The 14317-nt window shown below is 66.7% G+C and carries 16 protein-coding genes; 14 read left to right on the forward strand and 2 right to left on the reverse strand.

What is annotated here, in order from left to right; translation table 11 throughout:
* Positions 1 to 84: 84 nt before the first annotated feature.
* The 6 genes from HV793_RS00385 (at position 85) to secF (ending at position 6666) form a co-directional block, all read left to right on the forward strand.
* Complete coding sequence (locus tag HV793_RS00385; RefSeq protein WP_054451550.1) at positions 85 to 900, forward strand: IclR family transcriptional regulator; 816 nt, start codon at positions 85 to 87, stop codon at positions 898 to 900.
* Between the two features lie 134 nt (positions 901 to 1034).
* Complete coding sequence (gene queA, locus HV793_RS00390; RefSeq protein ID WP_054451551.1) at positions 1035 to 2093, forward strand: tRNA preQ1(34) S-adenosylmethionine ribosyltransferase-isomerase QueA; 1059 nt, start codon at positions 1035 to 1037, stop codon at positions 2091 to 2093.
* The gene (tgt, locus tag HV793_RS00395) at positions 2090 to 3226 is read left to right on the forward strand and encodes a tRNA guanosine(34) transglycosylase Tgt (RefSeq protein ID WP_054451552.1); all 1137 of its coding nucleotides are present in this window, start codon (positions 2090 to 2092) and stop codon (positions 3224 to 3226) included. Before queA ends, tgt begins: the two co-directional genes overlap by 4 nt.
* Before the next feature lie 114 nt (positions 3227 to 3340).
* Positions 3341 to 3685 (forward strand): preprotein translocase subunit YajC, encoded by a 345-nt coding sequence (gene yajC, locus HV793_RS00400; protein WP_054451553.1) that lies wholly within the window; start codon positions 3341 to 3343, stop codon positions 3683 to 3685.
* 111 nt (positions 3686 to 3796) lie between these two features.
* Positions 3797 to 5677, forward strand: coding sequence for a protein translocase subunit SecD (gene secD, locus HV793_RS00405; RefSeq protein WP_054451554.1), 1881 nt, complete (start codon positions 3797 to 3799; stop codon positions 5675 to 5677).
* 53 nt (positions 5678 to 5730) lie between these two features.
* On the forward strand, positions 5731 to 6666 hold the full coding sequence (gene secF, locus HV793_RS00410; RefSeq protein WP_054451555.1) for a protein translocase subunit SecF: 936 nt from the start codon (positions 5731 to 5733) through the stop codon (positions 6664 to 6666).
* Positions 6667 to 6712: 46 nt separating this feature from the next.
* Here the strand turns inward: secF and HV793_RS00415 are convergent, their stop codons facing one another.
* Positions 6713 to 7048 (reverse strand): hypothetical protein, encoded by a 336-nt coding sequence (locus tag HV793_RS00415; RefSeq protein ID WP_156337323.1) that lies wholly within the window; start codon positions 7046 to 7048, stop codon positions 6713 to 6715.
* A 120-nt stretch (positions 7049 to 7168) separates the two neighbouring features.
* Between HV793_RS00415 and HV793_RS00420 the strand changes: the two genes are divergently transcribed.
* The 5 genes from HV793_RS00420 to HV793_RS00440 all read left to right on the forward strand — a co-directional run bounded on the left by HV793_RS00420 (position 7169) and on the right by HV793_RS00440 (position 9999).
* Positions 7169 to 7483, forward strand: coding sequence for an ArsR/SmtB family transcription factor (locus HV793_RS00420; RefSeq protein ID WP_054451557.1), 315 nt, complete (start codon positions 7169 to 7171; stop codon positions 7481 to 7483).
* Entirely contained in the window at positions 7480 to 7839 is a 360-nt protein-coding gene (locus HV793_RS00425; protein WP_054451558.1) for an SRPBCC family protein, read from the forward strand. Before HV793_RS00420 ends, HV793_RS00425 begins: the two co-directional genes overlap by 4 nt.
* A 44-nt stretch (positions 7840 to 7883) precedes the next feature.
* Positions 7884 to 8489, forward strand: coding sequence for an ATP-dependent Clp protease proteolytic subunit (locus HV793_RS00430; protein WP_054451559.1), 606 nt, complete (start codon positions 7884 to 7886; stop codon positions 8487 to 8489).
* A 70-nt stretch (positions 8490 to 8559) separates the two neighbouring features.
* Positions 8560 to 9237 carry a VOC family protein gene (locus HV793_RS00435; RefSeq protein WP_054451560.1) on the forward strand — a complete coding sequence of 226 codons (678 nt, stop codon included), beginning with the start codon at positions 8560 to 8562 and terminating at the stop codon, positions 9235 to 9237.
* Between the two features lie 51 nt (positions 9238 to 9288).
* Entirely contained in the window at positions 9289 to 9999 is a 711-nt protein-coding gene (locus HV793_RS00440; protein WP_175212466.1) for an alanyl-tRNA editing protein, read from the forward strand.
* Between the two features lie 352 nt (positions 10000 to 10351).
* On the opposite strand, the gene HV793_RS00445 is transcribed toward HV793_RS00440, so the two are convergent.
* Positions 10352 to 11113 carry a phosphatase PAP2 family protein gene (locus HV793_RS00445; RefSeq protein ID WP_175212467.1) on the reverse strand — a complete coding sequence of 254 codons (762 nt, stop codon included), beginning with the start codon at positions 11111 to 11113 and terminating at the stop codon, positions 10352 to 10354.
* A 171-nt stretch (positions 11114 to 11284) separates the two neighbouring features.
* Between HV793_RS00445 and miaB the strand changes: the two genes are divergently transcribed.
* Genes miaB through ybeY form a run of 3 tightly spaced genes read left to right on the forward strand, consistent with a single transcriptional unit; the run spans position 11285 to position 14203 of the window.
* Positions 11285 to 12718: a tRNA (N6-isopentenyl adenosine(37)-C2)-methylthiotransferase MiaB gene (gene miaB / locus HV793_RS00450; RefSeq protein ID WP_054451562.1), complete on the forward strand. Its 1434-nt coding sequence runs from the start codon at positions 11285 to 11287 to the stop codon at positions 12716 to 12718.
* On the forward strand, positions 12715 to 13740 hold the full coding sequence (locus tag HV793_RS00455) for a PhoH family protein (protein ID WP_054451563.1): 1026 nt from the start codon (positions 12715 to 12717) through the stop codon (positions 13738 to 13740). The genes miaB and HV793_RS00455 overlap by 4 nt, the downstream gene beginning before the upstream one ends.
* On the forward strand, positions 13730 to 14203 hold the full coding sequence (ybeY, locus tag HV793_RS00460; protein ID WP_175212468.1) for an rRNA maturation RNase YbeY: 474 nt from the start codon (positions 13730 to 13732) through the stop codon (positions 14201 to 14203). Before HV793_RS00455 ends, ybeY begins: the two co-directional genes overlap by 11 nt.
* The last annotated feature ends 114 nt before the right edge of the window (positions 14204 to 14317 follow it).

The following is a 14317-nucleotide window of genomic DNA, read 5'->3' on the forward strand; positions in this document are numbered from 1 at the left end:
CGTTCTTGCTGGTCTCCACGTTGCCAGTGACTGGCAAGCGCTGTATTTTTTAGTGATACACGTATTCTAATAAGAGACAAACTCATGTCAACAGATAGCAGCACGGGGATCCAATCAGCCGAAATCGCCCTGGACGTGCTGACGCGGCTGGCCGAATTGGGCGGCGCCCTGTCCGTGTCCGAGCTCGGCCGCAGCCTGGACATGCCGCGCGCCAAGGTGCACCGTTACCTGGTGTCGCTGGAGCGGCGCGGCTATGTGGAGCAGGACGCGGCCAGCGCCCGCTACCGGCTGGGCCCGCAGGCGCTGCACACCGGACTGGCGGCGCTGGCCGAAGTGGATTTCGTGAAGCTGGCGGCCGGCAGCCTGGACGGCCTGAGCGCCGCCATCGGCCAGACCGTGTTCATCTCGGTCTGGGGCCAGCACGGTCCCACCATCGTGCAATGGCGCGACGCGCGGCTGCCGGTGACCGTCAACGTGCGGGTGGGCTCGGTGCTGCCGCTGCTCAACAGCGCCACCGGCCGGGTCTTCGCCGCGTGGCTGCCCGAAGCCCTGGCCCTGCCGCGGGCGCTGTCCGAATGGGAGGCGCTGCAGGCGCATGATCCCGAGGCCGCCCGCAAGCTGGATGCGACTGAACCGCCCGCCGATCTCGCCGCCGCGCTGCGCCGCCAGTGGCAGGCGACCCGCAAGCGCGGCTACGCCAGCGTCAGCGGTCACCTGCTGCACGGCATCAATTCGGCCTCGGTGCCGGTGCTGGATGCCCAGGGTCATCTGGCCGGCGCCATCACCAGCCTGGGACTGCACGGGGGATTCGACCTGTCGGCCGACGGCGAACCTGTGCGGGCGCTGACGGCGGCGGCCGCGGATTGCTCGCGCCGGCTGGGCTGGAGCCCGGCGCGCTGAACCCAGCCGGGAGGCCCATCCGTCCCCAGGACCGGCAGCCCGATCTTGCGGGCGCTTTACAATACAGGGTTGCCCCGGGCCTGCCTGGCCCGTTTCCGCCCTCTTTTTGCCGCCCTTGCCGGACGGATAGCCGCGTGTCCCAGCCCCTCACCGTCGCCGATTTCAATTACGAACTGCCGCCCGAGCTCATCGCCCAGGCGCCCGCCGCCGAACGCACCGGCAGCCGCCTGCTGCACCTGGACGGCGCGGGCCAGCTGCACGACCGGCAGTTCGCCGACCTGGCCTCGCTGCTGCGTCCGCAAGACCTGCTTATCTTCAACGACACCCGCGTCATCAAGGCGCGGCTGAACGGCCACAAGATCACCGGCGGCAAGATCGAGGTGCTGGTCGAACGCATCACCGAACCCGACCGCGTCCTGGCCCATGTGCGCGCCAGCAAGTCGCCCGGTCCGGGCATGGTGCTGCGCCTGGCCGACGCCTTCGAAGCCACCGTGCTGGGCCGCGAAGGCGAACTCTTCGACATCCGCTTCCCAGGCCCCGTGCTGGACCTGCTGGACGCGCACGGCGCCACCCCGCTGCCGCCCTACATCACGCACGAAGCCGACACCGGCGACGACGAGCGCTACCAAACGGTCTACGCCCGCGAGCCCGGCGCCGTGGCCGCGCCCACCGCCGGCCTGCATTTCGACCAACCCACGCTGGACCGCCTGGCCGCGATGGGCGTGGAACGCGCCTTCGTCACGCTGCACGTGGGCGCGGGTACCTTCCAGCCGGTGCGCGTGGACAACCTGGCCGACCACGTCATGCACGCCGAATGGTTCACCGTGCCGCAAGCCACGGTCGACGCGATCGCCGCCGCCCGCAGCCGCGGCGGCCGGGTCATCGCCGTCGGCACCACCAGCGTACGCGCCCTGGAATCCGCCGCCGCCCAGACCGAAGGGCGCACCGCCCCCGGCCTGCCGCTGGCCGCCGCCCAGGGCGATACCCGCCTCTTCATCACCCCCGGTTACCGGTACCGCGTCATCGACGCCCTGGTCACCAACTTCCACCTGCCCCAGTCGACCCTGCTGATGCTGGTGTCGGCGCTGGCCGGCGTAGAACCGATACGCCGCGCCTACGCCCACGCCGTTGCCGAGCGCTACCGCTTCTTCAGCTATGGCGACGCCATGTTTATCGAGTCCCCCGCCCCATGACCGGACTGAATTTCGAACTGCTCGCCACCGACGGCGGCGCCCGCCGCGGCCGCATCACGCTGAACCACGGCGTGGTCGAGACGCCCATCTTCATGCCTGTGGGCACCTATGGCAGCGTCAAGGCCATGATGCCGCACGAACTGAAAGAGATCGGCTCGCAGATCGTGCTGGGCAACACCTTCCACCTGTGGCTGCGCCCGGGCACGGAAATCATGGAAAAGCATGGCGGCCTGCATGGCTTCATGCAGTGGGACAAGCCCATCCTGACCGATTCCGGCGGCTTCCAGGTGTTCAGCCTGCAAGGCATGCGCAAGATCACCGAGGAAGGCGTCAAGTTCGCGTCCCCGATCGACGGCGCGCGGCTGTTCCTGACGCCGGAAGAATCCATGCGCATCCAGCGCTCGCTGAATTCCGACATCGTCATGGTGTTCGACGAGTGCACGCCCTATGAAATCGACGGCCGCCCCGCCACCGTCGAAGAGGCCGCCCGCTCCATGCGCATGTCGCTGCGCTGGGCGCGCCGCTCACGCGAGGAGTTCGACCGCCTGCAGAACCCCAACGCCCTGTTCGGCATCGTCCAGGGCGGCATGTACGAAGCCCTGCGCGACGAATCCCTGGCCGGGCTGCAGGAGATCGGCTTCCACGGCTACGCCATCGGCGGCCTGTCGGTCGGCGAGCCCAAGGAAGACATGATGCGCATCCTGGCGCATGTCACGCCCAAGCTGCCGGCCCAGGCGCCGCGCTACCTGATGGGCGTAGGCACGCCGGAAGACCTGGTCGAAGGCGTGAGCCGCGGCGTCGACATGTTCGACTGCGTCATGCCGACCCGCAACGCCCGCAATGGCTGGTTGTTCACGCGCTTTGGCGACGTCAAGATCCGCAACGCCAAGTACCGCGACGACACCCGACCGCTGGACCCCAGCTGCAGCTGCCATACCTGCGCGAATTTCTCGCGGGCCTACCTGCACCACCTGCAGCGCGCCAACGAAATCACCGGGGCGCGCCTGAACACCCTGCACAACCTGCATTTCTATCTGACCATCATGAAGGAAATGCGCGAAGCCATCGCCGAAGGCCGCTTCGACGCCTGGCGCGCGCAGTTCGCGGCAGACCGGGCGCGGGGGGTGGATTAGAATTTCAGGACCTATATACAATAGTCGGCTTGCCCTATCCATGGCTCGCGCGGGGATGGGCGCAGAAAAACACTAGATACAAACACCCAAACAGACTAAACGCAGGAGAATTCAATGTCCGTTATCGATACCGCCAGCCTCGTCGTGGCTCAGGCCGCCGCCCCCGAGGGTAACGCGCTGATGGGCATGCTGCCCATCATCCTGATGTTCGTGATCCTCTACTTCCTGATGATCCGTCCCCAGATGAAGCGCCAGAAGGAACACCGCAACCTGATCGCCGCCCTGGCCAAGGGCGACGAAGTGGTCACCGCCGGCGGCATGCTCGGCAAGGTCACCAAGGTCAACGACAGCTACGTCACCGTCGAAGTCTCCGAACTGGCCGACAAGCCGGTCGAAGTGATCATGCAGAAGTCCTCGGTCTCGACCGTGCTGCCCAAGGGAACCATCAAGGCCCTGTAAGCGTCCCACAGGAGCCCCCATCGGGCTCCTGTTGCTTGATGGCCCTGTCGCCGCCCGCCGCGCTTGCCGCCCGGGCGGCCCTTTCATCACTTTTACATGAAGTAGCCGGCAATGAACCGCTATCCCCTTTGGAAGTACATTACGGTCCTGGTCGCGGTCATCATCGGCCTGCTGTACACGCTTCCCAACTTCTACGGCGAATCCCCGGCCGTCCAGGTTTCCAGCGCCAAGGCCACGATCAAGGTCGATCCCGCCATGCTGAGCCGGGTCGAACAGATCCTGACCGACGCCAAGATCCCCAATGAAGGGGTCTATTACGAACAGAACGGCACGCTCGGCACCGTGCGCGCCCGCTTCACGTCGACCGACCTGCAGCTGCAGGCGCGCGACCTGATCGACAAATCCCTCAACACCGTCGCCGGCGACCCCCACTACACGGTCGCGCTGAACCTGCTGCCCGCTTCGCCCGCCTGGATGCGCGCGCTGGGCTGGTTCGCGCCCAAGCCGATGTACCTGGGCCTGGACCTGCGCGGCGGCGTGCACTTCCTGCTGCAAGTGGACATGCAGGGCGCCCTGACCGCCCGCTACGACTCCCTGGCCGCCGACGTGCGCTCCGTGCTGCGCGACCAGAAGGTCAACGTGGCCGGCGTCGAACGCTCGGGCATGGCCATTGCCGCCACCTTCGCCAATACGGACGACCGCGACCGCGCCATTTCCACGCTGCGCAGCCGCCTGCCCGACCTGGAATTCACCGAGCGCATGGAAAACGGCAAGCCGCTGCTGATGGCTGCGCTGAACCCGGCCGCCGTCACCCGCGTGCAGGATTCCGCGCTCAAGCAGAACATCAACACGCTGCACAACCGGATCAACGAACTGGGCGTGGCCGAACCGGTCATCCAGCAGCAAGGCGCCGACCGCATCGTGGTGCAGCTGCCCGGCGTGCAGGACGTGGCCAAGGCCAAGGAACTGCTGGGCCGCACCGCCACGCTGGAAATCCGCATGGTCGACGACTCCCCCGCCGCGCAGGCCGCGCTGCTGGGCGGCAGCGTGCCCTTCGGCCTTGAACGCTACAACGACCGCGACGGCCGTCCCATCCTGGTCCGCCGCCAGGTCATCCTGACCGGTGAAAACCTGCAGGACGCCCAGCCCGGCCGCGACTCGCAGACCCAGCAGGCCGCCGTCCACCTGACCCTGGACTCCAAGGGCGCCCGCATTTTCCGCGACGTCACCCGCGACAACATCGGCAAGCGCATGGCCATCCTGCTGTTCGAAAACGGCAAGGGCGAAGTGGTCACGGCTCCGGTCATCCGCGGCGAAATCGCCGGCGGCCAGGTGCAGATCTCGGGCAGCATGAGCTCCGAAGAGGCCGCCGACACCGCGCTGCTGCTGCGCGCCGGCGCCCTGGCTGCGCCCATGTCCATCATCGAGGAACGCACCATCGGCCCGAGCCTGGGCGCGGACAACATCGCCAAGGGCTTCTACTCGACGCTGTACGGCTTCCTGGCCATCGCCGCCTTCATCATCCTGTACTACCACCTGTTCGGCGTGTTCTCCACGATCGGCCTGACCATGAACGTGCTGCTGCTGCTGGCGCTGCTGTCCATGCTGCAGGCCACGCTGACCCTGCCGGGCATCGCGGCAATCGCGCTGACGCTGGGCATGGCCATCGACTCGAACGTGCTGATCAACGAGCGGATACGCGAGGAACTGCGCGCAGGCGCAAGTCCGCAGCAAGCCATCCATCACGGCTTCGAACGCGCCTGGGGCACCATTCTCGACTCGAACCTCACCACGCTGATCGTGGGCCTGGCGCTGCTGGCCTTCGGTTCCGGCCCGATCCGGGGCTTCGCCGTGGTGCACGTGCTGGGCATCCTGACCTCGATGTTCTCGTCGGTGGTGGGTGTGCGCGCGCTGGCCAACCTCTGGTACGGCCGCAAGAAGAAGCTCACGTCGATCTCCATCGGTGAAGTCTGGAAACCGAAGACCAACTGAACATGAGCGCGGGCGGCCCGGCCGCCCGCCACAGATAAAGCCTAAGGCGAAAAATGGAATTTTTCCGTATTCACCGCACCATCCCGTTCATGCGCCACGCGCTGGTGCTGAACATCATCAGCCTCGTCACATTCCTGGCGGCTGTTTTCTTCATCGTCACGCGCGGCTTCCACCTGTCGATCGAATTCACCGGCGGCACGGTCATGGAAGTCAACTACGCCCAGACGGCGCAGCTTGAAAACGTGCGCGGCGTGGTCTCCAAGCTGGGCTACACCGACTTCCAGGTGCAGAACTTCGGCACCTCGCACGACGTCATGATCCGCCTGCCGTTGCAGGAAGGCCAGACCTCGGCCACGCAGAGCGAAACCGTCATGGCCGCGCTGAAGACCGCCGACTCCGGCGTCGAACTGCGCCGCGTCGAGTTCGTGGGCCCGCAGGTGGGCCAGGAGCTGCTGCACAACGGCCTGATGGCCCTGCTGGTCGTGGTCATCGGCATCATGGTCTACCTGGGCTTCCGCTTCGAATGGAAGTTTGCCGTCGCCGGCGTGATCGCCAACCTGCACGACGTGGTGATCATCCTGGGCTTCTTCGCCTTCTTCCAGTGGGAATTTTCGCTGTCGGTGCTGGCGGGCGTGCTGGCGGTGCTGGGCTATTCCGTAAACGAATCCGTGGTCATCATGGACCGGATCCGCGAGAACTTCCGCAAGTACCGCAAGGCGGACGTGCACGAAGTCATCAACAGCGCCATCACGCAGACCATCTCCCGGACCATCATCACCCACGGTTCCACGCAGATGATGGTGCTGGCCATGCTGTTCTTCGGCGGCCCCACCCTGCACTACTTCGCCATGGCCCTGACCATCGGCATCTGGTTCGGCATCTACTCGTCGGTGTTCGTGGCCGCGGCCCTGGCCATGTGGCTGGGCGTCAAGCGCGAAGACCTGGTCAAGCCGGTCAAGAAGGAAGGCGAGGAAGGCGAAGCCGCCTGATCCGTTTCCGCTTGAAGACAAACCCGCCGCAATCACGGCGGGTTTTTTATTGCGCGGCGCTTGCCGTCTTACGCCTGGCCAGGCGCCGCAGGGCCAAACCGCTCGGAACCACGGCGAATTGCAGCAAGCCGGCGTAGAGCCAGGCCCAGGTCCAGCGGAAACGCCACGGAATGAATTCAGGCACCCCGTTGTCGTCGAAGTACGGGTCATGAATGACCAGCGCCAGGCCGACCAGATACGAAAGCACAAGGCATCCCGCCACGAACAGCCACCGCCGCGTAGCCGGGGCCTTCCAACCATGACGCCGGCCATGCACGGCGCCGGCCGCCAGGCTGATCAGCAGGCTGGCCGCGAACAAGACGGGGAATAGAAGAAAAGCCACGGCGTCGCTCCCGACTGCAGGTCCGGCGCCATTGTGCCAGTCGCGATCGCAAATGGCTCTCGGACGCGCACAGGGTGCTTTCCGCTTGACCAATACATAAGTATTGACTAATGTATTGTCATGCTCGAAACCGACATCTTCAAGGCCCTGGCCGATCCGACCCGCCGTGCCATCTTCGAAAAGCTCGCCGCCGGCGGCATGAACGCCAGCGCCCTGCGCGTCGGCATGGAGATCAGCCAGCCAGCCATGTCGCAGCACCTTGCGGTGCTGCGCAAGGCCCGCCTGGTGCGCGAGGAAAAACAAGGCCGTTTCGTGAACTATGAAGTCGACCCCGACGGGCTTGCGCTCATCGCCGGATGGCTGGCGAAGTACCGCGCCTACTGGCCGGCCCGCATCGAAGCCCTGAACGCCCTGCTCAAGGACATGGACCAATGAAGCCGACCGCGCCGCAAGACCCGCCCCAGGACATCGTGCTCGAATACGAACTCGACGCGCCGCCCGAAAAAGTCTGGCGCGCCATCAGCATCCCCGAATTCCGCGAGCAATGGCTGCCTGGACGGGCGCTGGCCAGCGCCGAACCCGCGGACGCGACGCCTGCCGAAGAAATCCAATACCGCATGCGCGACGAGGAGCCGCCTTTCCTCGAAAGCCTGGTGACCTTCCAGATCCGGCCCGTCGCCGACGGCCGCACGCTCCTGCGCATCATCCACGCGCTGGACGACGCGCGGTTCGAACGCCGTGGGCGCCCAGCCGCCAACGACGCCGGCCCCTTCCTCATGCGCGCCGCCTGAACCCGGCCCAAGCGCAAGGCAATCGCAACCCAGGAGATTCGTCCATGCAGGACGTGATGCAATACGTACCCATGGTGGTCGAGCAGTCCGGCCGCGGCGAGCGGTCCTTCGACATCTATTCGCGACTGCTGCGCGACCGCATCATCTTCCTGAACGGCGAAGTCAACGACTCGGTGTCGGCGCTGGTCTGCGCCCAGCTGCTGTTCCTGGAATCCGAGAACCCCACCAAGCCCATCCATCTCTACATCAACTCCCCTGGCGGCGTCATCACCAGCGGCCTGGCCATGTACGACACCATGCAGTTCATCACTGCGCCGGTGCACACGCTGTGCATGGGCACGGCGCGCTCCATGGGCTCGTTCCTGCTGATGGCGGGCGAACCCGGCGAACGATGCGCGCTGGCCAATGCCAGCGTGCACGTGCATCAGCCTTTAGGCGGCTTCCAGGGCCAGGCCTCGGACGTGCTCATCCACGCCGAGGAAATGCGCAGGACCAAGGACCGCGTCACGCGCGTCTACGCCCAGCACTGCGGACGCAGCTACGAAGACGTAGAGCGCACACTGGACCGCGACTGCTACATGAGCGCGGAGGAAGCGCTGGAATGGGGCCTGATAGACCGGGTGCTGAAGCGCCGGGACCTGGGCGTCTGACACTGTACCGCCCGCCCCCGTCGCGCTGTACGGGTACGGATCCGCGCGGATTCGCTACCATAGCCGGACCATGAAACTCGTCATCGATCACCTCGTCATCGCCGCCGCGGACCTGGACAGCGGCACCGAATACGTCGCAGCACTGCTCGGCATCGCCCCCTCGGGCGGCGGCGCGCATCCGCGCATGGGCACCCACAACCGGGTGCTGGGCATGGCCGGCGGCATCTACCTCGAAGTCATCGCCATCGATCCTCAGGCCCCGGCGCCTGCGCGGCCACGTTGGTTCGGGCTGGATCAGGACGCCGTCCGCGCCCGCATCGCCCAGGGTCCCTACCTGGCGCATTGGGCGGCGCGGGTCGAAGCGCCGCTGGATCTGACGCGTATGCAGGCGGAGCATCCCGCACGCATCCCGCCCGCCATTCCCATGGAACGCGGGCAGTTGCGCTGGCGGCTGACGGTGCCCGACGACGGCAGCCTGCCCGCCTGGCGCGAAGCGGGCCATGCGGCCGGCGACGGTCTGCTGCCCACGCTGATCCAGTGGGACGTGGCCGACTACCCCGGCGTCAGCCTGCCGCGCCAGCACCTCACACTCAAGCAACTGTCCGGCAGCCATCCGCAGGCCGGGCTGCTGCGCCAAGGGCTGGCCTGGCTGGGCGCGGATCACCTGATCCAGGTGGAACAGGTCGACGGCCCGCCGCGCCTGAGCGCACAGATCGAAACGGCCGGCGGCCTGAAGATCCTGGCCTGATCGTCCGCCCCGCCTTGCAAAAAAAATCCAGAACATCCGGAGACCCTTTACATGAATGCCACCCGCAAGCGATTCGACGAAGACCCTTACCTGGACCAATGCGAGGCCACCGTGATCGCGGTCAGCCCCGAGGGCGTCGAACTGGACGAGACTGTCTGCTACGCACGCAGCGGCGGCCAGGCGGGAGACAGCGGCACCTTGACGCTGGCTGACGGCCGCGCGCTGACGCTTGCCGACACCGTCTACGCCGAAGACCGCAAGCGCATCCTGCACGTGCTGGAAGGCGACATCGCCCTGCAAGTGGGCGACCGCGTCTCGGTGACCATCGACTGGCCGCGGCGCCACCGCCTCATGCGCCTGCACACCTGTCTGCATCTGCTGGGCGCGCTGGTGCCCGCGCCGGTGACCGGCTGCAATATTTCGCCCGACTCCGCCCGCATCGACTTCGACCTGCCCGAATCCACACTGGACAAGGCCGACCTGACCGAACGCCTGAACGCCCTAATCGACGCCCGCACCGGCGTCAGCATCAACTGCATCACGCCCGAGGAACTGGCCGCACAACCCGATCTGGTGCGCACCATAGGCGCCGCGCCCCCGGCCGGCACGGCCAGCATACGCATCGTCGAGATTCCCGGCGTGGATCGCCAGCCCTGTGGTGGCACGCACGTGGCCAACACCGGCGAGATCGGCGCGGTGATCGTTACGAAGATCGAGAAAAAGAGCCGCACCAACCGGCGCGTGGTGGTGAATTTCGCGTAAGGCGTAGTCTGGAGCCCGCCCCTGGCCGGAATCATGTATGTGTTGTTCGGCCGCCCGCGCGGCCGAACAACACGGGCAGCCCACGACTCGCCCCCGACCACAGTTCCCGCAGCACAACAGACCAACACGCACGTAGCCCGTCGGCGCGGGCGGCGTGGCGGCTCGCAACCTCGATGCGCCCGAGGGAATCTGAAGGAAAGGCCGAAGGCCTTGACGAAGATGACGACGGGGGGGGCCGCCGAGGCCAGTCCGGAGCGAACGCTCCGGACCGCAATCGTGGGCGCGAGCCGCCACGCCGCCCGCGACGACGGGCGACCTACGAAGCACAACCCAACGTCCGCAACAGCAGACCTTATTTCTTCCACCAGCGCCAGGGCGCGCGCAGAGGCCACTGATATCCGGCGCCCAGCACACGGGGCGCCAGCACGTGCCCGACCAGCACCGCAATGCCCGCGGCCGTCATCACGTCCGACAGATAGTGGTCCAGGTTGACCAGCCGGCTCATCGCCACCAGCGCCGCCAGCAGCAGGAAGACCCAGCGCCAGCGCGGCGCCAGGATGCCCAGCACCACTGCCACGGCAAATGCCGCATAGGTGTGGCTGGAAGGGAAGGAGTTGTACAGCTGGGCGCGCGAGAACGACTCGCCCACCCCGTAGATGCCTTTTTCGAAGAACAGCTCGGGACGCGCCCGCGCCACCGAACGCTTGAGCACCAGCACCACCAGTCCGCCGACCGCCAGGGTCGACAGCATCAGCAGGCTGCCGCGCGCCATGCTGGCGTAGCTCATGCGCACCGGATTGCGCCAGCCGCGCGCCAGGCCGACCAACCCGATCACGTAGAAGGCCAGCGCCACGCCGATATAAGGGCCGCTTTCGCCGAGTTCACCGATCCATTCGAAGGATTCGTTCACGCCTTCAGATACCGACTGCTTGATCCACACCGCCAGCGGCAGGTCCACCCACAACGCGCACGCGCTGGCGGCCAGCGCCAGGGCGCAGCCCAGCAGCACCCACGTCAGCGCGGAAAAGGGGTTGCGGAACTGGTCCGGCGCGGGGCAGGCTGAGGCGTCGGATACGGGAGCGGCCGCCGAAGGCGTCAGGGGATTGCTGTTCATCGATACCGCTATCGGGAAATGAGAAACGTTCCTGGGCTGCAAAATCAGCCCAGCACGCTATCGTAACGGCCTGCGCGCGCCAGACCAAGAAGCAAATGCGGGCAAGGGTTAAAATCCCGGGTTTCCTACCATTCTCTGCCCCCGGGATCTACACCCGTCACGGCGACCATCATGCAAGAAACCACCCTCAAGCGCGCCGACGCCGCGCCCGACGGCGCCAGCGCCGCCCTCCCCGCCGCAGACGCCGGCTCCCCCCGCAAGTTGTACATCCGCACCTTCGGCTGCCAGATGAACGAGTACGACTCGGACAAGATGGCCGACGTGCTGCGCGGCGACCAGGGCCTGGAACTCACCGACAACCCGGAAGACGCCGACGTCATCCTGTTCAACACCTGTTCGGTGCGCGAGAAGGCGCAGGAAAAGGTCTTCTCGGACCTGGGCCGCGTGCAGCACCTGAAAAAGACCAATCCCAACCTGGTGATCGGCGTGGGCGGCTGCGTGGCCAGCCAGGAAGGCGAAGCCATCGTCAAGCGCGCGCCCTACGTGGACGTGGTGTTCGGTCCGCAGACGCTGCATCGCCTGCCGGACCTGATCAAGCGCCGCCGCGACGAAGGCCGCTCGCAGGTGGACATCAGCTTCCCCGAGATCGAAAAGTTCGACAACATGCCGCCGCCCCGCGTGGACGGCGCTACGGCGTTCGTGTCCATCATGGAAGGCTGTAGCAAATACTGCAGCTTCTGTGTCGTGCCCTACACGCGCGGCGAGGAAGTCTCGCGCCCCTTCGAGGACGTGCTGGTGGAGGTCGCCGACCTGGCCGACCAGGGCGTGAAGGAAGTGACGCTGCTGGGCCAGAACGTCAACGCCTACCGCGGCCGCATGACCGACAGCGACGAGATCGCCGACTTCGCCATGCTGCTGGAATACGTGCACGAAATCCCGGGCATCGAGCGCATCCGCTACACCACCTCGCACCCCAAGGAAATGACCCAGCGCATGGTGGACGCCTACGCCCGCCTGCCCAAGCTGGTGTCCTTCCTGCACCTGCCGGTGCAGGCCGGCAGCGACCGCGTGCTGGCGGCCATGAAGCGCGGCTACACCACCCTGGAATTCAAGTCGGTGGTGCGCCGCCTGCGCGCCGCCCGCCCCGACTTGACGCTGTCCTCGGACTTCATCGTGGGCTTTCCCGGCGAAACCGAGGAAGACTTCGAAAAGACCATGAAGCTGATCGAGGACGTCGGCTTCGACACCTCGTTCTCGTTCGTGTATTCGCGCCGCCCGGGCACGCCCGCCGCCGACCTGCACGACGACACGCCGCAGGACGTGAAGCTGCGCCGCCTGCAGCGCCTGCAGGCGCTGATCAACGAGCAGGCGGCCACGATCGCCCGCAACATGGTCGGCACGCGCCAGCGCCTGCTGGTCGAAGGCCCCTCGCGCCGCGACCCGAACGAACTGATGGGCCGCACCGAGAACAACCGCATCGTGAACTTCGCCGCGCCCGCGCGGCTCATCGGACAAATGGTCGACGTCATCATCACCGAAGCGCACACCAATTCGCTGCGCGCCCGGGTCGCCGACGTGGACCGCACTCCCCAAGAGGCCGAATGACCACTCCCCGCTCCCGCGCCCGCCGCAGCATGCCCATCGTCGTCACCCTGGACGGCGACAACACCCACCTGGCCAATCTCTGCGGCCCGCTGGACGAAAACCTGCGGCAGCTGGCCGACGGCATGAACGTCAAGCTCTCGCGCCGCGGCAGCCGAGTCACCATCGAAGGCGAACTCGCGGAACTCGCCGGCCGGATACTGCGCCGCTTCCACGAACAGGCCGTGCACCGCGCCCTGTCGGTCGACGACATCCAGCTCGGGCTGGTCGAGATCGGCGTCGGGCGGCAGGAACAGGAACTGAAGGAAGAGCAGGCCCGCGAGGCCGACCCGCTGCCCGCCCTGGACGACGAAAGCGACAGCATCGCCCTGCGCACCAAGCGCAGCGACCTGCGTCCGCGCACGCCGCGCCAGCGCGACTACCTGAACAACATCCTCAAGCACGACATCACCTTCGGCGTCGGTCCCGCCGGCACCGGCAAGACCTGGCTGGCCGTGGCCTGCGCCATCGACGCAATGGAGCGCGACACCGTGCAACGCCTGGTGCTGACACGCCCCGCGGTCGAAGCCGGCGAACGCCTGGGCTTTCTGCCCGGCGACCTGGCGCAGAAGGTGGACCCGTACCTGCGCCCGCTGTACGACGCGCTGTACGACCTGATGGGCTTCGAAAAGGTGCAGCGCCTGTTCGAAAAGCAGACCATCGAAATCGCGCCGCTGGCCTACATGCGCGGCCGCACGCTCAACCACGCCTTCGTCATCCTGGACGAAGCGCAGAACACCACGCCGGAACAGATGAAGATGTTCCTGACGCGGATCGGCTTCGGCAGCAAGGCGGTCATTACCGGCGACCCGTCGCAGGTGGACTTGCCGCGTGGCCAGGACAGCGGCCTGGCGCATGCGGTGAAGGTGCTGCACGACGTGCAGGGCATCGCCACCACCCGATTCACCAGCCGAGACGTCGTGCGCCATCCCCTGGTCGCCCGCATCGTCGACGCCTACGACCGCGCCGCAGAAGATGAAACCTGAACTGTCCCTGTCCGTGCAATACGGCGTCAAGGAAGCCCGCCTGCCCCGCTGGCGCCTGCGCCGCTGGGCCGAACGCGCGCTGGCGGGCGCGGCCGACGACGGCCTGGTCGCGTTTTCCGCGGCGGAGCTGAGCTTGCGGCTGGTTGGCGCGGCCGAAGGCCGGCGCCTGAACCGCGACTTCCGCGGCCGCGACTATGCCACCAATGTGCTGACCTTCGAATACGGCGTGGATCCGCTGGGCGTTGCGCGCGGCGACATCGTCATGTGCGTGCCGGTGCTGGTGCGCGAGGCCCGCGAACAGCGCAAGGCGCTCCTGGACCACGCCGCCCATCTCACCATCCACGGCGTGCTGCACGCGCTGGGCTACGACCACATCAAGGCCCGCGACGCCAAGCGCATGGAGGCCCTGGAGACCGCCACGCTGGCCGCCATGCGCATCGCCGATCCTTACGTGGCAGCCTGACGCGCGGACTCGGGTCAACCCTGAGAAAAATTGGCCCCCACGCTGCGCGCCTTAGGCGCTTGCTGCCCCCCGAGGGGGCGATTTTTGCCTTGGGGCGGCCCGGCGGCAAAAATT

It is taken from the genome of Achromobacter aegrifaciens, from assembly GCF_902859965.1.
Taxonomy (GTDB): Bacteria; Pseudomonadota; Gammaproteobacteria; order Burkholderiales; family Burkholderiaceae_B; genus Achromobacter; species Achromobacter aegrifaciens.